At 64.2% G+C, this 20,157-nt stretch carries 18 protein-coding genes; 5 read left to right on the plus strand and 13 right to left on the minus strand.

The window, feature by feature from the left end:
• Positions 1-21: 21 nt before the first annotated feature.
• Entirely contained in the window at positions 22-1,419 is a 1,398-nt protein-coding gene (locus ABIB66_RS19405; protein WP_354061369.1) for a M20 family metallopeptidase, read from the minus strand.
• A 240-nt stretch (positions 1,420-1,659) separates the two neighbouring features.
• On the opposite strand from ABIB66_RS19405, the gene ABIB66_RS19410 reads away from it, so the two are divergent.
• Positions 1,660-3,039, plus strand: a complete 1,380-nt coding sequence (locus ABIB66_RS19410; protein WP_275171046.1) for an LLM class flavin-dependent oxidoreductase — start codon at positions 1,660-1,662, stop codon at positions 3,037-3,039.
• A 190-nt stretch (positions 3,040-3,229) separates the two neighbouring features.
• Here ABIB66_RS19410 and ABIB66_RS19415 read toward each other — a convergent pair whose 3' ends face one another.
• The 5 genes from ABIB66_RS19415 to ABIB66_RS19435 form a co-directional block, all read right to left on the minus strand.
• Complete coding sequence (locus tag ABIB66_RS19415; protein WP_354208291.1) at positions 3,230-4,891, minus strand: thiamine pyrophosphate-binding protein; 1,662 nt, start codon at positions 4,889-4,891, stop codon at positions 3,230-3,232.
• A 105-nt stretch (positions 4,892-4,996) separates the two neighbouring features.
• Positions 4,997-5,500: a GFA family protein gene (locus ABIB66_RS19420; protein ID WP_275171044.1), complete on the minus strand. Its 504-nt coding sequence runs from the start codon at positions 5,498-5,500 to the stop codon at positions 4,997-4,999.
• A gap of 162 nt (positions 5,501-5,662) precedes the next feature.
• A complete protein-coding gene (locus ABIB66_RS19425; RefSeq protein ID WP_275171043.1) occupies positions 5,663-6,790 on the minus strand; it encodes an alkene reductase in 1,128 nt (375 codons plus the stop codon).
• Positions 6,791-6,947: 157 nt separating this feature from the next.
• Complete coding sequence (locus ABIB66_RS19430) at positions 6,948-7,811, minus strand: outer membrane protein (protein ID WP_275171042.1); 864 nt, start codon at positions 7,809-7,811, stop codon at positions 6,948-6,950.
• A 204-nt stretch (positions 7,812-8,015) separates the two neighbouring features.
• Positions 8,016-9,512, minus strand: a complete 1,497-nt coding sequence (locus ABIB66_RS19435) for an aldehyde dehydrogenase family protein (protein ID WP_275171041.1) — start codon at positions 9,510-9,512, stop codon at positions 8,016-8,018.
• Positions 9,513-9,703: 191 nt separating this feature from the next.
• Here ABIB66_RS19435 and ABIB66_RS19440 point away from each other — a divergent pair, with 191 nt between their 5' ends.
• A complete protein-coding gene (locus ABIB66_RS19440; protein ID WP_275171040.1) occupies positions 9,704-10,549 on the plus strand; it encodes an SDR family NAD(P)-dependent oxidoreductase in 846 nt (281 codons plus the stop codon).
• Between the two features lie 128 nt (positions 10,550-10,677).
• Here the strand turns inward: ABIB66_RS19440 and ABIB66_RS19445 are convergent, their stop codons facing one another.
• The 6 genes from ABIB66_RS19445 to ABIB66_RS19470 all read right to left on the minus strand — a co-directional run bounded on the left by ABIB66_RS19445 (position 10,678) and on the right by ABIB66_RS19470 (position 14,812).
• Complete coding sequence (locus ABIB66_RS19445) at positions 10,678-10,884, minus strand: hypothetical protein (RefSeq protein WP_007615092.1); 207 nt, start codon at positions 10,882-10,884, stop codon at positions 10,678-10,680.
• 71 nt (positions 10,885-10,955) lie between these two features.
• Positions 10,956-11,369: a Rieske (2Fe-2S) protein gene (locus tag ABIB66_RS19450; RefSeq protein WP_275171039.1), complete on the minus strand. Its 414-nt coding sequence runs from the start codon at positions 11,367-11,369 to the stop codon at positions 10,956-10,958.
• A gap of 15 nt (positions 11,370-11,384) precedes the next feature.
• Entirely contained in the window at positions 11,385-12,497 is a 1,113-nt protein-coding gene (locus ABIB66_RS19455) for an amidohydrolase family protein (protein ID WP_354208292.1), read from the minus strand.
• A gap of 15 nt (positions 12,498-12,512) precedes the next feature.
• The gene (locus tag ABIB66_RS19460) at positions 12,513-13,577 is read right to left on the minus strand and encodes an amidohydrolase family protein (protein ID WP_354208293.1); all 1,065 of its coding nucleotides are present in this window, start codon (positions 13,575-13,577) and stop codon (positions 12,513-12,515) included.
• A gap of 227 nt (positions 13,578-13,804) precedes the next feature.
• On the minus strand, positions 13,805-14,080 hold the full coding sequence (locus ABIB66_RS19465) for a YiaA/YiaB family inner membrane protein (protein ID WP_354208294.1): 276 nt from the start codon (positions 14,078-14,080) through the stop codon (positions 13,805-13,807).
• 36 nt (positions 14,081-14,116) lie between these two features.
• The gene (locus ABIB66_RS19470) at positions 14,117-14,812 is read right to left on the minus strand and encodes a PspA/IM30 family protein (protein ID WP_275171036.1); all 696 of its coding nucleotides are present in this window, start codon (positions 14,810-14,812) and stop codon (positions 14,117-14,119) included.
• Positions 14,813-14,914: 102 nt separating this feature from the next.
• Here ABIB66_RS19470 and ABIB66_RS19475 point away from each other — a divergent pair, with 102 nt between their 5' ends.
• From ABIB66_RS19475 to ABIB66_RS19485, 3 genes are all read left to right on the plus strand, one after another.
• Complete coding sequence (locus ABIB66_RS19475) at positions 14,915-15,523, plus strand: TetR/AcrR family transcriptional regulator (protein WP_354255238.1); 609 nt, start codon at positions 14,915-14,917, stop codon at positions 15,521-15,523.
• Positions 15,524-15,634: 111 nt separating this feature from the next.
• Positions 15,635-17,089 carry a dihydropyrimidinase gene (gene hydA / locus ABIB66_RS19480; RefSeq protein WP_354208296.1) on the plus strand — a complete coding sequence of 485 codons (1,455 nt, stop codon included), beginning with the start codon at positions 15,635-15,637 and terminating at the stop codon, positions 17,087-17,089.
• A gap of 95 nt (positions 17,090-17,184) precedes the next feature.
• Positions 17,185-18,804: an ABC transporter substrate-binding protein gene (locus tag ABIB66_RS19485; RefSeq protein ID WP_354208297.1), complete on the plus strand. Its 1,620-nt coding sequence runs from the start codon at positions 17,185-17,187 to the stop codon at positions 18,802-18,804.
• Here the strand turns inward: ABIB66_RS19485 and ABIB66_RS19490 are convergent.
• Positions 18,801-20,144 (minus strand): glycoside hydrolase family 3 N-terminal domain-containing protein, encoded by a 1,344-nt coding sequence (locus tag ABIB66_RS19490; RefSeq protein ID WP_354208298.1) that lies wholly within the window; start codon positions 20,142-20,144, stop codon positions 18,801-18,803. The two genes, ABIB66_RS19485 and ABIB66_RS19490, sit on opposite strands and share 4 nt — an antisense overlap.
• Between the last annotated feature and the right edge of the window lie 13 nt (positions 20,145-20,157).

Raw genomic sequence — 20,157 nt, forward strand, 5'->3', positions numbered from 1 at the left:
ATCGCGGCTCCGGTTAACGGCTCAGGCCAGCGGGTGTGTTAGCGGTCCCGGCAATTCCCCGAGATCCCAGAACAGCCCGGCCATCACCGTCAAGGCCTCTTCGGTCAATGGCAGCAGGATGTGCTCATTGGGCGCATGCTGGGAGCAGCCGGGATAGGAGTGCGGCACCCAGATCGTGGGCAGGCCCAGGATCTCGGAGAACACGTCGTTGGGCAACGAGCCGCCGAAATTGGGCAGCACCGCCGGGACCCTGCCAGTGGTCTGACGCACCGAATCCGCCGCCCATGCGATCCAGGGGCTGTCGAAATCCGTGCGCGAGGCGGCAAAGCTCTGCGCCGCCCGCACCTCGACCATCGGAAAGCCCTTCTGCACCAGATGCGCGCGGATCGCCTCGATCAGCCCATCGATCTCAGTACCGACCACGAAACGCAGCTGCAGCACGGCATTGGCGTGGCCGGGAATGGCGTTGGCCGGCTTCTCGATATTGCCCGACGACATAGCCAGCACTTCGAGCGTGTTCCAGGCATAGAGTCGCTCGGCCGCCGAAAGACCCTCCTCGCCCCAGTTCTCGGCCAACGCCGGCTCGTCCTCGGTCGGCACCACCTGCACGTCCGCAAGATAGCTGCGGATCTGGTTGGTGAGCCGGGGCGGCTTCAACGCATCCAGCTGAAGGCGGCCGTGGCCGTCGACCAGCGTCGAGATCGCGTTGACCAGAATGGTCGCGGGGTTGGCGAGCACGCCGCCCCAATTGCCGGAGTGATTGCCGCCGTCGCGAAGGTTCACATCGAGATGTATGCGGATGCCGCCACGGCAGCCGAGGAACAGGGTCGGACGGTCGGCGGACAGGCGCGGCCCGTCGGAGGCCATGAACAGATCGGCGTTGAGTGCATCGCGATTGAGATCGCAGACCTTGCCGAGATCCGGCGAGCCGATCTCCTCGCCCATCTCGAGGATGAACTTGGCGTTGAAGCCGAGCTTGCCGCCGCGGGCCTCGCGCACCGCGCGGAGTGCGGCCATGTTGATGCTGTGCTGGCCCTTGTTGTCGGCCGTGCCGCGACCGTAGAGACGCGTGCCCGAAACCGTGGTGCGCCAGGGATCGCGGCCGTCGCGCCACTCGCCTTCCATGCCATCGACGACGTCGCCATGGCCGTAGATCAGCACGGTCGGGGCCGTCTCGCTCTCGTGGTGTTCGGCGAACAGGAACGGCGCCTTGCCGCTGGGAGATTCGACCATGCGGCTTTCGAAATCGAGCGCGGCGAAAGCGGGCACCATCTCCTGTTCCAGATAGGCGCGCAGCTCGACGCTCCGGTTCGGATTCTGGCTCTCGGTCCGGTAGGCGACGCGACGGTCGAGTTCGGCGAGGAACGCGCCGGATTTGAAATCGTCACGGGCGCGGGCGATGGCATCGGCTCTGGTCATTATTTTCTTTTTAGGTTGTCAGACGAAGGAGCATACCCGATACGGGCAGGCCTTCGAAAGTGGCGGGGACTTCGATAGTCTTGGGATTTCGTTCTTGCTCTCTTGAGATTGGCTTGCCAAGCGCGGCAGCGCCGCTGATTTTGGCCTTGCCAACGTCGCGCTATATGCAAGAACTTCGCCAAGTTCGGGCGCAGCTCTATCATTCGAAGAGCGCCCGGTACAGGGCGCCGGGGGACCATCATGGCCAAGCAGATCAGGCTCAATGCATTTGCGATGAATTGCGTCGCGCACCAATCACCGGGCTTGTGGACCCATCCGCGCGACCGCACTGCCGAATATAACCGCCTGCCCTACTGGATCGATCTTGCCAAAACGCTGGAGCGCGGCCGTTTCGACGGGCTGTTCCTGGCCGACGTGCTCGGCGTCTATGACGTCTACGGCAACAGTCCTGACGCAGCCTTGCGCAATGCAGCCCAGTCGCCCTCGAACGATCCGCTGCTGCTGCTGTCGGCCATGGCGGCGGTGACGCAGAATCTCGGCTTCGGCGTCACCAGCAATCTCTCCTTCGAGCCGCCCTATCCGTTCGCGCGGCGGATGTCGACGCTCGATCATCTCACCGAGGGACGTATCGGCTGGAATGTCGTCACGGGCTATCTCGACAGCGCCGCGCGCGGCGCCGGCAAGGACAAGCAGATCGGGCACGACGACCGCTACGAGATCGCGGACGAATATATGGAGGTCGTCTACAAACTCTGGGAAGGGAGCTGGGAGGACGACGCCGTGCTGCGCGACCGCAAGCGCGGCATCTTCACCGATCCCACAAAGGTCCATCGCGTCAACCACGAGGGCGCGAACTGGCGCATCAACAACACCATTCATCTCAGCGAACCGTCGCCGCAGCGGACGCCCGTGCTGTACCAGGCCGGCACCTCGCCGCGCGGACGGAAGTTCGCGGCACAGCACGCCGAATGCGTGTTCATGTCGGGGCCGTCGGCCAAGGTGATCGCGCCGCGCGTGTCGGCGATCCGTCAGGAGGCCGCCGCGTTCGGCCGCAATCCGGCGGAAATCCTGATGTTCTCGATGATGACGATCATCCTCGGGCGGACAGAGGCCGAGGCGAACGAAAAATATGCCGACTATCGCCGCCACATCAGCCCGGAAGGCGCGCTGGCCCTGATGTCGGGATGGACCGGCATCGACTTCTCCGGCTACGAGCTCGATCAGCAGGTGCGTCATGTTCAGAACGATGCCGGCCGCAGCGCACTCGACAACGTCACCCGCGCCGATCCCGATCGCGTCTGGACCGTGCGCGACGTCATCGAGCATGTCGGCGTCGGCGGCGCCGGTCCCGTCGTGGTCGGCACGCCGGAGACGGTCGCGGACAAGATCGAGGCGTGGTTCGAGGCGACCGACGTCGACGGCCTCAACGTCGCCTTCGCGATCTCACCCGGCGATTTCGAGGACATCGCCGACATGCTGGTGCCGGAGCTGACGCGGCGCGGGCGGTACAAGGCGGAGTACGCGCAGGGCACGTTGCGGGAGAAGCTGTTCGGCGAGGGACGTGCGCGGCTAGGTGCGCCGCATCCTGCAGCGGGGTATCGGGTGGGGAAGAAGGGGTAGGCGGAAGATCGCGCCACACCCTCAGTGTCGTCCCGGCGCAGGCCGGGACCCATAACCCCAGGGAGCAATTTGGCGAAGACTGGTTGTTCGGGACCGGCACCACCTGCGATCGATAAATCACGCGGTATGGGTCCTGGCCCCCGTGCGCAATTGCGCACTAGGCCAGGACGACGAGTTGAGACAGCGTGCCCTACACCTTCCCGTCCACCATCACCTCGATCAGCTTCGTCCCCGGCCGGCCAAACGCCGACGCCAGCGTCGCCGTCAGCTCCCGCGGATCGCTGACCTTGATCGCCTCGCATCCCAGCGCCTTCGCCACGCCCGCGAAATCCACCGGCGGATCGACGAAATCCATGCCGACGTAATTATTGTCGCCGTGGAAGGCGAGCAGACGCTGCTTGATGATGCGGTAGCCGCCATTGTTGGCAATGACCACATTGAGCGGCAGCTTGTGATGCGCTGCCGTCCACAGCGACTGGATCGAATACATCGCGCTGCCGTCGCCGGAGAAGCAGACCACGGGACGATCGGGATTGGCGATGCTCGCGCCGACGGAGGCCGGCAGGCCCCAGCCGATGCCGCCGGAGGCAAGGCCGTGATAGCCGAAGCGGTCGCGGTGCGCACGCAGTGCCGTGATCTGGCGGCTCGAAGTGAGGCCCTCGTCGACGAGGATGGCATTGGCGGGCATCGCCTCCACCATTTGCAGCACCAGCCAGTCTGGATCGATGGGGCTGCGGTCTGCGGCCTTGCCGATCTGCTCGACCAACGCGGTGCGCCGTGCGGTCCAGTTCTTCGGCGCGAGCTCGGCGAGACGTTGCCTCGCACGTTGCGCCAGGGCAGCGCCGCCCATCTCCTTCAACACCGGGATCAGCGCACGCAGCGTTTCCTTCAGATCCGCCTTCAGCGCGATCTCGGCACCGTAGTTCTTGGCGATCTCCCAATCGCCGAGGCCGATCTGCACGATGCCGAGGCCCTCGGGCAGCGCATCGACCTCGCTGTAGACTGACATCCGCAGGGGATCGCCGCCGAGCGCGATCAAGAGATCGTACGGCGCAAGCGTGTCGCGCGCGACTTTCTGAACCCGTGCCAGCGCGCCGACGAAGCTCGGGCTCTCCGAGAGGAAGTGCGAGCCGTAGGGCGTCGAGGATTGGTACGCAGCCGCGCCCAAAAGCTCGGCGAGTTCGGCCGCCTCTTTCAGTGCGTCGCTCTTCACCACCTCGTCCATGGTGACGATCACGGGACGCTCTGCCTTGAGCAGCCGCGCGGCGAACGCGTTTAGTGCCTCATCCGATGGCCTTGTGCGGGCGTCGATGCGGGTGGAGCGGCCGAGGTCGATGCCTGCTTCGCTGTTGAGGATATCGCCGGGCAACGAAATGAATACTGGCCCGGTCGGCGGGGTGGTCGCGACTTTTGCGGCGCGGCGCACGATGCGCGGCAGATCCTCGAGCCGCGTCACCTCGACCGCCCATTTCACCAGCGGCTCGGCCATGCGCACCAGCGGGCCGTAGAGCACCGGCTCCATCAGGCCGTGGCCCTGCTCCTGCTGGCCCGCTGTCAGGATCATCGGCGTACCCGTGAACTGGGCGTTGTAGAGCGAGCCCATCGCGTTGCCGAGGCCGGGCGCGACATGGACGTTGCAGGCGACGAGCTTTCCGGAGGCGCGGCTGTAGCCATCCGCGATCGCCACCACCAGGCTCTCCTGCATCGCCATCACATAGGTGAGATCAGGGTGGTCCTTCAGCGCATGCATGATCGGCAACTCGGTGGTGCCGGGATTGCCGAACAGATGCGTGATGCCCTCGTCCTTAAGCAGCGCGAGAAAGGCGGAGCGGCCGGTGATCTTGTTCTTCATGTTTCCTCCAGGAGCGGACGTTGCCGCAAGGACGAAGGCATGATGGCCGAAATCGCGGGAGGCGCCAAGGAAGCACGGTCATGGCTGCGTTGCGTACGCGAGGCGTTACATTTCCTCGCGCCCCAGCTCGAACGGGTCCTCTCCGCCCGCCCGCTTCTTCTTCTTCGAGCGCTGCCAGACCACACCGGGAAAGCCTTTCAGCGGCACCAGCGGCTCGCCGGTATAGGTCCATTCCTGCAGCTCCCCGATCGCGATGTGATAGAGCGGCTGGCGGCCGGTGCGTTCCCTAAACAGCGCACGGGGGATGTTGACCATATGCGGCCCGCGCGGGCGCTCATATGCGATCGGCGTGCCGCAATGCGCGCAGAAGCTGCGTGCGGTCTTCGTTGCCTTATCCTCGTAGCGGGTCAGCGCCGTCTTGCCTGCGGTGATGCGAAACCGTTTCTTCCAGCTTCCGACATAGGTCGCATAGGCAGCGCCGTGGGCGCGACGGCTGGCGGCGGAGTGATCGTGCCAGGCCCAGCGTGCGGGGACGTCGATCTCGAAGGTGACCTTGCCGCAGAGGCATTGGCCCGTTGCGACTCCTGCGGCGGCTGCGGCTTTGGCCATGGTGAATTCCCTGAATTGTCGTCGTGACCACGACAATACATGATTGTCATTCCGGGGCGCGACGAAGTCGCGAGCCCGGAATCCATCGCACGGCATATCTGAAGGCGGAATGGATTCCGGGCTCGATGCTTCGCATCGCCCGGGAATGACAGACGAGAACGCTTACGCGGGCGTCGGCTCGTCATGCACCGGATAATCCGTATACCCCTTTTCCTCGCCGCCGTAGAACGTCGCACGGTTATACGGCGTCAGAGGGTAATCGTGCTGCAGGCGGCGCGGCAGATCGGGGTTGGAGATGAAGATGCGACCGAAAGCGATGAGGTCGGCATGCCCCTCTGCTATGGCGGCGTTCGCCGTCTCGCCCGTAAACCCGCCGGCGGTCATCAGCACGCCGCTGTAGAGCGGGCGGAACAGCAGCATTGCCGACGGCACGTTCTGCCAGTTGACTTCGGCGCGCCCCGAGCCGCTGGAGCGCGGTTCGATGAAATGCAGATAGGCAAGGCCGAGTTCGTCGAGCGCCTTCACCACGTGCGTGTAGAGCGGCATCGGATCTGGCTCGCCGGAATCATTGGCAATGCCGTGGGGCGACAGCCGCACGCCGACGCGGCCCGCGCCCCAGACGTCGATCGCGGCCTGGGTCACTTCGAGCAGAAGCCGCGCGCGGTTCTCGATCGAACCGCCATATTGATCGGTGCGCTGGTTGCTGCGTGATTGCAGGAATTGCTCGAGCAGATAGCCGTTGGCGCCGTGGATCTCGACGCCGTCGAAGCCGGCGGCGAGCGCGTTCTTCGCGCCCTGCCTGAACGCCTCGACGATTCCCTTGACCTCGTCCGTCTCCAGCGCGCGGGGCGTCTCATAGTCGGAGATCTTGCCGTCGGCGGTCATTGCCTTCATGCCTTCGACCCTGATCGGGATCGCCGAGGCCGAGACCGGCAGCTCCCCGCCGTGGAAGGAGGAATGCGAGACGCGGCCCACATGCCAGAGCTGGAGAAAGATGATGCCGCCCTTGGCGTGCACGGCGTCGACCACCTTGCGCCAGCCCGCGATCTGCGTCTCCGAATAGATGCCGGGCGTCGCCGGATTACCGCGGCCGTGCGAGAGCACGGGCGAGGCCTCGGCGATGAGCAGGCCGCCTTGGGTAGCGCGCTGACCGTAATATTCGGCGTTGAGCTGGCGCGGCGAAAAGCTCTCGCGCTCGGCCCGCATGCGCGTCAACGGCGCCATCGCGACGCGATGCGCGAGCTTGTACGGACCAACCTGCAACGCTTGAAACAATGCCTCGAATTTCATGCCGGCCCCGAAATCATCGATGAGAGGACGAGGATCATAAGAGAAAGGCTCGCAGCTCGGAAGCTGCATGGGGGAATGGCTGGCCAGCCAAAAGAGGCGGGGAATAAAAAAAGCCCCGGGCCAGGCCCGGGGCTTTTTGTCTGTTCAGAATTGCAGGTCAGTATTTTGCGACGACCGCGCCTGCGCCGAACTTGTAGTTCAAACCGACGCGCGCGATGTGGCCCGAGAAATTCGCGGTTGAGTCAAAGCCGCGCGCCGGGCCGGGCGTGAACGGGAACAGCGGATTGAAGATCGTGTATTTCTCGCTGCCGAGATCGTAGTAGAGATATTCGAGCTTGACGCTCCAGTTCGACGCAAAATGGTACTCGCCACCGCCGCCGACCGTCCAGCCCACGCGCCAGCTTTCCACCGCGCCGGCGCTACAGATCACATTGAGGCACGGCGTGCCGCTCGCACCCGTGGGATCCACGATCGAGGTCGACGCCTTGACGTGCCCATAGGCAAGACCGCCGGTCGCGTACAGCATCAAGTCGGGCATAACGGCGGCACCGATCCGGCCGCGCACGGTCCCCAACCAGTCGACCTTCTGATCTTGCGTGGTCATGATCGTCGGGAAGACCGGCAAGGTTCGGGTCACCGTTGAGCTACCCTTGATGTCGGTCGCCGCGATATCGGCTTCGACGCCCCACACCAACGAGCCCGTCTGCACATTGTAGCCGGCCTGCAAGCCGCCCATCACGCCACGCGCGTTTGTTGCCAGCGAAGCCGGGACAAGGCCGCCCGCCAGTGCGACGTCGAGCACGCCCGCGGTGAACACCGGATCATGCGGCACGAGATCGTTCGCACCATCGCCCCACCCATACCCGACATTCACGCCGGCGTAGAAGCCCGACCAGTTGTAGGCGACGGGCAGTGGCGACGCCTTGTACGCCGGCGCACGTGCGGTCATGTCGGCCGCGAGCGCGGGGTACGCCGAGGCGACGCCCAAAGCCACAAACAGGATCGGAGCAAAGCGAAGCATTATCGATATTCCAATTCCGAAGATTGACGGTGACCAGAACTAACCGGCCAACATTCGAAATGGGATAGCAAGTCTTGCAAAAGCGCGGACGACGCGCGCTTTCAAAATCGCATGTAGCGTCCGGGCAACAACCTCAAGTCGCTGCAAGCGCTCTGTCGTCGCCGCAAGCAGGACCGATCGCTGAAGTCCGGACGCGATGGCGCGTTAGGCCGTCTTGATCCACACCGCCTTCACGTTGAGATATTCCTCGACGTGCTGCTTGCCGGATTCGCGGCCGTAGCCGCTCATCTTGTAGCCGCCGAAGGGGACGGCCGGGTCCATCGCCTGGTAGCAGTTCACCCACACCGAGCCGGCACGCAGGCGCTTCGCGACCGCATGCGCCTTGCTGACGTCCCGCGTCCACAGGCCCGAGCCGAGACCGAACGTGGTGGCGTTGGCGCGCTTGACCAACTCGTCCATGTCCTTGAACGCGATCGCGGAGATGACGGGACCAAAAATCTCCTCCTGCGCGATCCGCATATCGTCCTGAACGCCCGCGAACACTGTCGGCGACACGAAGAAGCCCTTTGACAGCGCGCCTTCGGTGACGCGGCCACCGCCGGCGAGCGCCCGCGCGCCCTCCTTTTGGCCGATATCGAGATAGCTGGTGACGCGCTCGAGCTGCTGCTCGGATACCAGCGGTCCGATCTGGGTGTTGGGATCGAGACCGTTGCCGACCTGCAGCTTCTTGCCGAACTCGGCGACGCGGCCGACGAATTCCTCGTAGATCGACTGCTCGACGAACAGCCGGGTGCCGGCGCTGCAGATTTGCCCCGAATTGGCGAACACCGCCATGGCGGCGCCTGGCACGGCCGCATCGAGATCGGCATCCGCGAACACGATGTCCGGCGACTTGCCGCCGAGCTCGAGCGAAACGCGCTTGAGGTTGCCGGCCGAGGCGCGGATGATCGACTGACCCGTGACATGCGAGCCGGTGAAGGCAACCTTGTCGACGTCGTGGTGCGAGGCAAGCGCAGCACCCGCGGTCTCGCCATAGCCAGGCACGACGTTGATGACGCCGGGCGGCACGCCCGCTTCCATCGCGAGCTCGGCGATGCGCAGCGAGGTCAGCGGCGCTTCTTCGGCGGGCTTGAGCACGACGGTGCAGCCGGTCGCGATCGCCGGACCGATCTTCCAGATCGTCGCAGTCAGCGGTCCATTCCAGGGAATGATGGCGCCGACGACGCCGATCGGCTCCTTCAGCGTATAGGAAAAGATTTCGCCAGGCAGCGAGTTCTCGATGGTCTCGCCGTGAATCGCGGTGGTCTGGCCGGCATAGTAGCGCAGCATGCCGACGGCGCGCAGGCGATAGGCGCGGGTCCGGCTGAGCGGCGCGCCCATGTCGAGCGTGTCGAGCTGCGACAATTCGTCGAAATTTTTCTCGACGAGGTCGGCAAGCTTCAGGAGCAAGTTCTGCCGCTCGAAGGGCTTGACCCTGCTCCACGGCCCTTCGAAGGCGCGGCGGGCGGCAGCGACCGCACGATCGATGTCTTCCTTGTCGCCCTCGGCAACGGTTGCGAGCAGTTCGCCGGTTGCGGGGTTGTGGGTCTCGAAGCGCTTGCCGGAGGCAGCATCGACCCACTTCCCATCGATCAGCATCTGCTTGTAGGACCCGTTGGCGAATGGATGGCGCGTGATCGGAATAGCCTGCGACACAGCCATGGCTGAACTCCCTGTCAATGATTGATTGGTTCGATCTGGGCGGGATCGTTGGTCGAGAGAATACTGCGATGCCGGACAGGCGTAAAGGAGAGGCGTAAAGTCGACGCGGAACGAAGACCTCCCATGCCGAGTTGTGCGGGGTCGCGCGAGTGCCATGTTATAGCACGACCGAGCCCCCCGGAGACCGATCCATGCCCCACCCCGCGATCGTCAAGGACAATGTTGCCGTGATCACCGGCGGTGCGTCCGGCATCGGATTTGCCGCCGCTTTGGCCTTCGCACGCGACGGCATGAAGGTGTGTATCGCCGATGTGGATCAGGCGCGGCTGGCGGAAGCCGCAATAAGACTCTCATCCGTCACGTCCGCCACAGACGTGATGACCTTCGCGATTGACGTCAGCAAGGCCGAGAGCGTGACGGAACTGGAGCGCGCCGTGCGCGAGCGCTTCGGTCGCACCGACATCCTCATGAACAATGCGGGTATCCAGCCCGGCAGCACGCTGTTCGGCGAACCCGACAACTGGCAGCGCATCATCGGCGTCAACATGTGGGGCATCATCAACGGCTCGCGCATCTTCGCGCCCAACATGATCGCGCGCGGCGGAGCCGGCCTCATCATCAACACCGGCTCGAAGCAGGGCATCACCACGCCGCCTGGCGATCCCGCCTACAACGTCTCCAAAGCTGGTGTGAAGGCTTTTACGGAAGCGCTCCAGCACGAGCTGCGCAACACTGCGGGTTGCCGCATCACCGCGCATCTGCTGATTCCAGGCTTCGTCTTTACGGGCCTTACCGCGAAGGGCCGGACGGAGAAGCCGGCCGGGGCCTGGACCGCCGAGCAGACCGTGGACTTCATGTTGACGCGGCTGGAGGCCGGCGATTTCTACATCCTGTGTCCGGACAACGACGTCCCGCGCGCGCTCGACGAAAAGCGCATGCTGTGGGCCGCCCGCGACATCGTGGAGAACCGCCCGCCACTGTCACGCTGGCATCCGGACCATGCGGATGCATTCGCGAAATTCGTGAAGGGGGATTAGGCTGTTTAATCCTCATGGTGAGGAGCGCGGAACGCGCGTCTCGAAACATGCAGGCCCGGGTGGGGCCTCGATCCTTCGAGACGCCCGCTTGCAGCGGGCTCCTCAGGATGGGTTACACAGGGGGCGCTCTACAGCGTCTCTTGCTGGTGCCCGCAATTCTTGCAGGCGAACTTGATGCGGGTCTGGCCCTTTGGCGCCTGCACCCGGTTCGGGGCGCCGCATTTACCGCAGACGGCCTCGATGCGGGTATCGCCCTGCTTGACGACGACGGTCTTCTTTTCCATCGATTCGCGGATCAGGCGCTCGGCCTCCTCACGCAGGGATTGTTTCGACAAAGCTCGTCTCCGCGATAAATGCGGGCGAGGCTTATCCCACCTGCGGCGAAATCACAATCCGAAACGGCTGCTCAGACCTCGACAATCACGTAGCTGTCCTCGACATGCACCGGAAACGTCTCGGCAACATACGGCCCTTTCTGGAGTTCCTCGCCGCGCTCCACAGCGACCGGATATGACCTTATCTTGACGCGCTTCGGATCGAACCAGGATTGGCCGTTGCGCATGTCGAACTCCCAGCCATGCCAAGGACAGCGCAGCATCTCGCCGACGCGCGAGCGCTGATAGATGCCGGGCTCGGGGGAGGTCAGCCGCGCCACGCAGGCCGCTTTCTCCAGCGGCGCGCCTTCATGCGGGCAGCGGTTCAGCAGCGCGAAGAACTCGCCATTGACGTGGAACACGACAATGTCGCGGCCGTCGACATCGACGACCTTGTTGCCACCAGGCGGGATCTCCGAGGCGGACGCGACGATGTGACGGGCCATACCGTGCAGACCTTCTCAGAACTTGTAGACGGCGCGGGCATTGGTGCTGAAGATCTTCTTTCGCTCGGCTTCTGTCAGCGGCGTCTTGAAGGCAAAGCGCGGATCGTCGAAATCCCAGTGCGGATAGTCCGACGAAAACAAGAGACGATCGATGCCGACCCATTCGATCAGCGAGCGCAGCTGCCGGGCTTCGTCAGGCTCGTCGATCGGTTGCGTCGTGAACCAGAAATGCTCACGGACGTATTCCGACGGCTTGCGCTTGAGATGCGGCACCTCGCTGCGGAAGCGCTCGAAATGCTGGTCCATCCGCCACACCGCGGACGGGATCCAGCCGAAGCCGCCCTCGATGAAGACGAACTTCAATTTTGGAAAGCGCTCCGGCACGCCTTCGATCACGAGACTGGCAAGCTGTGCCGCAATAGTGTGCGCGTTGGACTGGTGCTCCTCGACATAATAGGACGGCCAGCCGCCACCGGTCGGCGCATGCCCGCCATAGCCGCCGACATGGATGCCGAGCGGCAGACCCAGTTCTTGGGCACGCTCGTAGATCGGCCAGTAGCGGCGACGACCCAGCGGCTCGTTGGCGCGGGGCGAGACGTTGATCTGGACGTATTCGCCGATTTTCGCGCAGCGTTCGATCTCGGCAATGGCGAGATCAACACCATCCTGACCGACCAGGATCGAAGCCTTCAGGCGCGGGTCGCGATGCGACCAGAACGCCAGTTGCCAGTCGTTGATGGCGCGCTGGATCGCGGCGCCGAATTCAAGGTTCTGCTGCGAGAAGATGAAGAGATCGAGCACCTGCAAGATCCCGAACTCGACGTCGAGCGGATCGAGATGCTGCTTCTGCATGAAAGCGAGATCCGAGCCGGGCGGCCCGCCCGTCGGCGGCCAGGCATCTCGCCGCGCGATCAGCGGCGAGGAGCGCGGATAGGGCGTGGTGAACAGATAGGGCGTGCGCAGATGGCTGCCATATTCCTTCAGATGCTGCTGCCAGCGCTTCGGCAGGAACTCGTTGAGATCGTCGGGCGAATGCAGGCTCGGATGGACGTCGCAATCGACGATGCGCAAACGCGAAGCGGCGGGCTTCTCGTCTTCCCGCAGCGGGCGGTCGATGACCTCACTCATGCGAAACCTCCAAAGTCAGTTGGCGAGCGACAGCCGCGGAAACGTCTCCAGCGGGTTGTCGACGCACATCTTCGAGATGATGCTGTTCGGCAGGTTCGGCGGGATCGGATCGTCGCCGTCGAACTGCCAGTGCGGATAGTCGGACGCGAACAGGAACATCTTTTCGGAGCCGATCTGGTCGATGATGTCCTCGACGCTTTTGGCGTCGCCCGGCGCATCGAACGGCTGCATGGTGACGCGGAAATTCTCGCGAATGATCGCTGCCGGCTCGCGCTCGACCCAGGGCACCTCGACGCGCACCCCCCGCCAGGTCTTGTTGGCGCGCCACATGAAGGCCGGCAGCCAGCTCACGCCGGATTCCATCAGCACGACCTTGAGGTTCGGAAACTTGCCGAACACGCCCTCATAGATCAGGCTCAAGATCTGCGCCTGAAACGCCTGCGCCTCGACGAAGTAATATTCGTAGCGGTGCGACGGCCAGCCGGCCGAGCTCGGCGCCTGCCGATATTGCGTGCCGGCGTGGATCGCGAGCGGCAGCTTGTATTTCTCGGCGAGTCGATAGACCGGCCAGAAATGCCGCCGTCCCAGCAGCGTCTCGCCCTGCGCCAGCACGAGGATCGAGACGAAGCGGTGATCGCCCGCGCGGCGCTCGATCTCCTCGACCGCCAGATCCGGGTCCTGCATCGGCACCACGATCGAGGCACGCAAGCGCGGATCGCGCGACAGCCACTCAGTAGCGATCCAGTCGTTGATCGCCTTGCAGAAGTCGGCCGCCATGTAGGGGTCAAACACGGCCTGCGCACCATAGAGCACGTTGAGAATCGCGTGGCTGGCACCCAACTGCTCGAATGCGCCCTTCTGCACCATCGCAAGGTCGGAACCAGGCTTGGCGCCATTCGCCGGACGCCAGTCGGTACGGCCCGCCAGCGGCATGGCCGGCGGATAGGAGGTGAGATCGAGCCCGTCGATGGCTCGGCTCACGACCTGCTCTTTCCAGTGATCGCTGAGGTACGGCAGTAGCGTCGTGCGCGTGCCACCGACCGCCGGGTGGATGTCGCAGTCGATCCGCATCGCTGCCATGAGGTTCCTCGCCGAGATCTTGTAATCACATCTTATTGGCGGCGTTCTTGTGCGCCGCCTGTGAAGACTGCCCCTGCCCGTGCGGTTGCGCAAGAGCGCACACCCGCGCGATCCGTCATGGCTCGGTTGCATTTCGCAAGCGCGATATAAAGTTGGCGGAATGTGTTCCAGCGCCAATGCAGCGGAGCGAATTGCTCCGCTGCTTTCTTGCGTATTGCCTATGCTTCTCAAGCCGCCTTCGAGACTTCCATCAGCAGACGTTCCGCCTTGGCATCCTCGATGCGGTTCACCATCCGGCTGCTTTCATGGTTGTCGCGAACCGTCTTGGTCAGGGTGATGCAAGTCTGGATCAGCATGACGATGCCCATGGTGAGATAACCCTTCATCCAGAGGTCGATCGGCAGGAAGAAGATGCCGATGGCGATGAGGAAGGCGGAGGCTGCGAAGGACAAGTATGTGAAAGTCACCCAGGCGCCGCTGTGGGGCTGGCCATTCTGGTTCATGATGGTCTCCTGTTGGTTCGAATGATTGGGTTGGAATCAGGCAGTCGGCGTGCGCTTGGACTTCAACCGTGCCAGCACGTCGTCCGCGGTCGTCTTGAGCCGGGGGCCAAAACCCTGCTCGGCGAGTTTTTCGGCGGTGGCGAGCGGACCGCTGGCGGCATCGAGCTCGACCAGCGCGTCGTCGGCGGCCTGGGCTTCCATCTGCCGCTCACGAAGACGTCTCAAGGTGCTCTCCGCCTCCGGCAGCGTGGATTCGTAGGGACGTGCTGCCTCGATGCCGCTGCGGCGAAGCGAGCGCACCGCTTCCGAGGCACGGGCGACGCGGCGGCCGCGATCGAGCTCGGTGATGCGGGCCTGCGCGCTTGCGACGTGCCGCTTCAGCCGCGCAATCTCGGTTGCGAACAGCGCGCGTGCCGTCAGCGCCGCGTCGCGATCGGCCTCCAGGCCCGCGATGGCTTCAGCGGCATCGTTGGCGAGATCCTCGCGGCCGCCGTCGAGCGCCGCCACGGCGCGGGTCTCGAGATCGGCGATGCGGGCGACAGTCGCCTCGAGCTTGCGGCCTTCTTGCTGGTCCTGTGCGATCGCCAGCGCCAGGGTCCGTTTGCCGCGCTCGAGGGCGGCTGCGGCGTCGCGCATCTGTTGATCTAGGATCAGAAGGGCCGTCCGGTCTTCCAGTTCTTCGCCCGCGGCGGCCACGCTGCCGCGGAAGAGTGTCACTACGGTCTTGAACATCTGAAGCTCCCTGTTATGAGCGTTGCTCACAGATGGTTTGTAGCAACAAACTTGAACATCGTTCAATAAATATTTGAGCGACGCTCAGAAATTTGGCCGCAGATGACTAAGGCATTGGAACGCCGAGAGAAACTTCGATCCGATCTGATCCTGGCAGCGGAACGAATGATCGCCGACAGGGGATTGGCGGGTCTGAAAACCCGCGATCTCGCCCGCGAGATCGGCTGCGCCAACGGCGCCGTCTACAATCTCGTCGCCGATGTGGACGAGCTGATCCTGCGCGTGGGCTCGCGCACTTTGCTTCGGCTCGACCAAGCCCTGAGCACAGCAGAAAGCGCGGGCGAGCCATCGCCGCAGGAGACCCTGGTTCGCATCGCCCTCGCCTATTGCGATTTCGCCGCGGAAAATCTCGAACTATGGCGTGCGCTGTTCGAGCACCGTATGGCAGCCGACAAGCCCCTCCCCGACTGGTCCATCAACGACCAGATGCGGCTGTTCCGCCACGTCTACCAGCCGCTGGCCGCGCTGTTTCCAAAACGCAGTCGGGAGGAGCTCGGCATCACCGCGCGCAGCCTGTTCTCGGCGGTGCATGGCATGGTGACGCTCGGACTGGAGCAGAAGCTGGTCGCGGTACCGCTGCCGGCGCTGCAGAGGGAAATCGCAGGCCTGGTGCGCGCGATGATCGACGGGCTGATCGCGCGGGCGGCGTAGAGGCCGCGAGCACAGCTCAACTGTCGGCGATGCCTGACTAGAATTTCACCTGTCGCGTCGCATGCAGCGCGCTTAGCTTCGCGAGGTTCACGCCTCACTCCGGAGCCTCCAATGCCTCTCCTCATCCGCGGCGGCATCGTCGTCAATCATGATCATTCGCGCCGCGCGGACGTGCTGATCGACGGCGCGACCATCGTCGCGGTCGGGCAGTCGCTCGATGCGCCGACGAGGTGCGAGACCATCGATGCCGGCGGCGCCTACGTCATCCCGGGCGGCATCGATCCGCACACCCATCTCGAAATGCCGTTCATGGGCACTGTCACCGCGGACGATTTCGAATCGGGGACCAAGGCGGCACTGGTCGGCGGCACCACCATGGTGGTGGATTTCTGCCTGCCCGATCCCGGCCAGTCGATGCTCGCGGCCTATCAGGAGTGGCGGCACAAATCCGAGAAGGCGGCCTCCGACTACGGCTTCCACATGGCGGTAACGTCGTGGTCGAAGCAGATCCATGACGAGATGGAGACCGTGGTCAAAACCTACGGCATCAACACCTTCAAGCACTTCATGGCCTACAAAGGCGCACTGATGGTGAACGACGACGAGCTCTACAACTCGTTCGCCCGCTGCGCCCATCTCGGCGCCATGCCCGTCGTGCATGCGGAGAACGGCGACGTCGTCGCCCTGATGCAGGAGGCGCTGATCGCGCGCGGTGTCACCGGCCCCGAGGGACATGCTTATTCACGGCCGCCGGAGGTCGAGGGCGAAGCCACCAACCGCGCCATCATGATCGCCGACATGACAGGGACGCCGGTCTACATCGTGCACACGAGCTGCCGCGAAGCACATGAGGCGATCGCGCGCGCACGTGCGGCGGGCAAGCGCGTGTACGGCGAGCCGCTGATCCAGCACTTGCTGCTGGACGCCGGTGAATATCAGAACAAGGACTGGGATCATTCCGCGCAGCGCGTGATGTCGCCGCCGTTCCGCGACAGGTCGCATCAGGATAGTCTTTGGGCCGGTCTGCAAGCCGGCTCGCTGCAGGTGGTCGCGACCGACCACTGCGCCTTCACCACCGAGCAGAAGCGGTTCGGGCGCGGCGATTTCAGAAAGATCCCGAACGGCACCGGCGGCCTCGAAGATCGCCTCGCGCTGCTGTGGACCGCGGGCGTCACCACGGGACGGCTGACGAAGGAGGAATTCGTCGCAGTGACCTCGGCGAACATCGCCCGCATCCTCAACATCTATCCGCGCAAGGGCGCGGTCGCCGTCGGCTCGGACGCGGATGTCGTGGTTTGGGATCCCAAGGCGAGCAGGACTATCAGCGCGAAGCGGCAGATGAGCCGGATCGACTACAATGTGTTCGAGGGCTTTTCCTGCACCGGCGGACCGGCGGCGACGCTGTCGCGCGGCCGAATCGTCTGGAAGGATGGCGATCTGCGCGCCGAGTCCGGCGACGGCCATTATGTCGAGCGCCCGGCGTTCTCGCCGGTGCATGTCGCCAATTCCACCTGGAAAGACCTGACTGCCCCGCAGGCCGTGAGCCGCGGAGCGGTGTCGCCGTAGAGCTGAGATGCGCACAGGATGCGGCGCCGTGAAGCGCGGCCGGTGGCATGCGCCTTGCCTCTTTAGGGTGCAAATCTCTCAAGAGTGAGGCACCCATGAGCGCATCATCTTTCGACCTAAACCGCCGCGGCGTGCTCGGCGGCCTCGGTCTTGCCGGAATGACCGCTCTCGCTCCGGGCTTCGCATGGGCTCAGGGGCGCAGCGAGACGCTGCTGGTGGTGCAGGAATTGGGTCCGAACTCGCTCGACATGCAGGGCGTCGGCTCCAATCAGACCGTGAACGGGCTGTCCTGGAATTGCTACGATCGCCTGCTGAGCTATGCCTCCAAGACGCTCCCCGACGGCACGCTGTCTTATGACCGCGAAAAGCTCGCACCTGAACTCGCCGAGAGCTGGGAGGTTGCGGCCGACGGCATGTCCTGCACTTTCAAACTGCGAAAGGACGCAAAATTTCACGACGGCACACCGGTCACCGCAAAGGACGTCAAATGGTCGTTCGACCGCGCGGTGAAGGTCGGCGGCTTTCCGACCTTTCAGATGTCGGCGGGGTCGCTGGAAAAGCCCGAGCAGTTCGTCGTAATCGACGACCACACCTTCCGCATCGACTATGTGCGCAAGGACAAGATGCTGCTGTTCAACGTCGCGGTGGTCGTGCCCTTCATCATCAACTCGGAGCTCGCGAAAAAGAACGCGACGGCGGAAGACCCATGGGCACTGGCCTGGCTCAGGAACAACGAGGCCGGCGGCGGCGCTTACAGGATCGAAAGCTGGAAGCCGGGCAGCGAGACCGTGCTGGCGCGCTTCGACGATTGGAAGAGCGGACCTCTCCCGAAGCTCAAGCGCGTGATCGCGCGCGACGTCCCCTCCGCCGGCACTCGCCGCGCCATGCTGGAGCGGGGTGATGCGGATATCTCCAGCGGCTTCGCGCCGCGTGACTTCGAGCAGATCATCAAGGAGGGCAAAGTCAAGGTCTCGGGCGTGCCGATCCCGAATGCGCTCTGGTCCGTCGCGCTCAACACCGCAAAGCCGCCGTTCGACAATGTAAAGCTGCGCCAGGCCGTCGCCTGGGCGATGCCCTATGAGCAGATCCAGAACAGCGCGTTCTTCCGACGTGCCGTTCCCATGTATGGCGGAGCAGCAGACGTCTCCAAGCCGGTCTGGCCGCAGGCGTTTCCCTATGTCACCGATCTCGACAAGGCCAAAGCCTTGATGAAGGAGGCAGGCTTCGAGTCAGGGCTAGAGACGACGTTGTCGCTCGACACCGGCACCGCCACGGTCGGCGAGCCGACCGCGATCCTGATCCAAGAGAGCCTCGCCAAGATCGGAATCAAGGCGGCGATCGAAAAGATTCCCGGCGCGAACTGGCGCACCACGCTGAACAAGAAGGAGCTGCCGCTCGCGCTGAACCGTTTCAGCGGCTGGCTCGATTACCCCGAATACTACTTCTACTGGAATTTTCATGGCAACAACTCGATCTTCAACATCTCCTCGTACCAGAACAAAGAGATGGACGCGCTGATCGACAAGGCGCGGTTCACCACGGATGCCGCCGAGTACGACAAGGCCGTGAAGGATTTCATCGCGCTCTGCATGCGCGATGTTCCCGTCGTCCCGCTTAATCAGCCGATCCACGACGTCGCGATGCAGAAGGCCATCACCGGTTACGAGTTCTGGTTTCATCGCGAGCCTGACTACCGGCAGTTCGCAAAGGGCTAGTTTTGACCCGCGATGCTCACAGGGCGTGAGGCGGCTCGCGCCTGCTCGGACGGGAAACTGCGCGCGAGCCGCGCCTCGCTCACGCGCAGCATCGCCGTATCGAGCTTGCCTTGCCGCGATCCATCCAGGGCACAAGCGAAAATCCGGTAGAATTGCGCGCCATCATAGGCGACCAGCAGCAGGTCGACGCCCGCGTTGATGGCTTCCACGACGGCCTGGCAGACGTCGTGCTGGTAGATCGCGCCCATCACGAGATCGTCGGTCATGACGATACCCTGATAGCCCCATTTGTCGCGAATGATCCCCTCGACGACACGCTTCGAATGCGAGGCAGCGCGGTCGGAATCGACGGCCGTGAGCGTGACATGGCCAACCATGAGCGCGCTGCGCGAATGCGACAGCACCTCCCGGAACGGGAGCCAGTCGGTTGCCTCCAACTCCTTCACCGGCGCGTCGAGGTTGGCGCTGAAATGGTGCGTGTCGGTGCGCACGCGCCCGATGCCGGGAAAATGCTTGAGCGTGCCGCCGACGCCGGATTCCTCCAGCCCGCGCACATAGGCGCTCGCGATCGCGCCGACGACAGCCGGATCGGCCGCAATCGCGCGCTGGCCGATCAACGTGTGAAAATCGAGGCGATTGCGCCGGACCGGTGGCTTGAGATCGAGCACCGGTGCGAGATTGAGGTTGACGCCGAGCCCGGCGAGTTCACGCCCGTGGATGCGGCCGAACTCTGCTGCTTTGGCCTGCTGGTCATCGGGGGCAAGCCCGGCAAGCGTCGCCAGCGCCGGCAGCTTCGTCAACGGCGGCGCAAGGTGCCCGACGATGCCGCCCTCCTGGTCCGCGGCGACCACCAGCGGCGGCAACCCGGCGGCTCGCCGCTTGTCCTGGAGCGCCGCGATCTCGGCACGCAGCGCCTCGGCGGTCCGGCCCCGGATGTTGTGCCGGGTGACGTAGACACCGCCGATCAAACCCTGCTCGGCAAGGCGCGCGACCTCCGGGAAGGAGGAATAACCGACCATGAAGTGAGGCCCGAGCTGACGCGCCTCGGCCGTACTGGCGGCAAGCACATCGTGCTTGCGCAGTTCGAATTTCAGATGCGCCGCCGACATCAGGAGCGGCGGAGCGCACCAGAGCATGACGAGCAGCTTGCCCGCGGTGCTGCGCCAACGCCCGCGGCGCAGCAGCACGATGACGATCACGATGCTTGTGACGACAACCGCGATGTTTCCAGCGCCGCGCAGCACGAGCAGATAGGGATCGTTCTTGTTCGCGGCCGCAAATGCGACGAGAGGCGCGGCAAGCCAGAGCAGAATGAGACCGATGCGGTTGAGGGATTGCATGATGCGTCACGCC

Source organism: Bradyrhizobium sp. F1.13.3, from assembly GCF_040548265.1.
Lineage (GTDB): Bacteria > Pseudomonadota > Alphaproteobacteria > Rhizobiales > Xanthobacteraceae > Bradyrhizobium.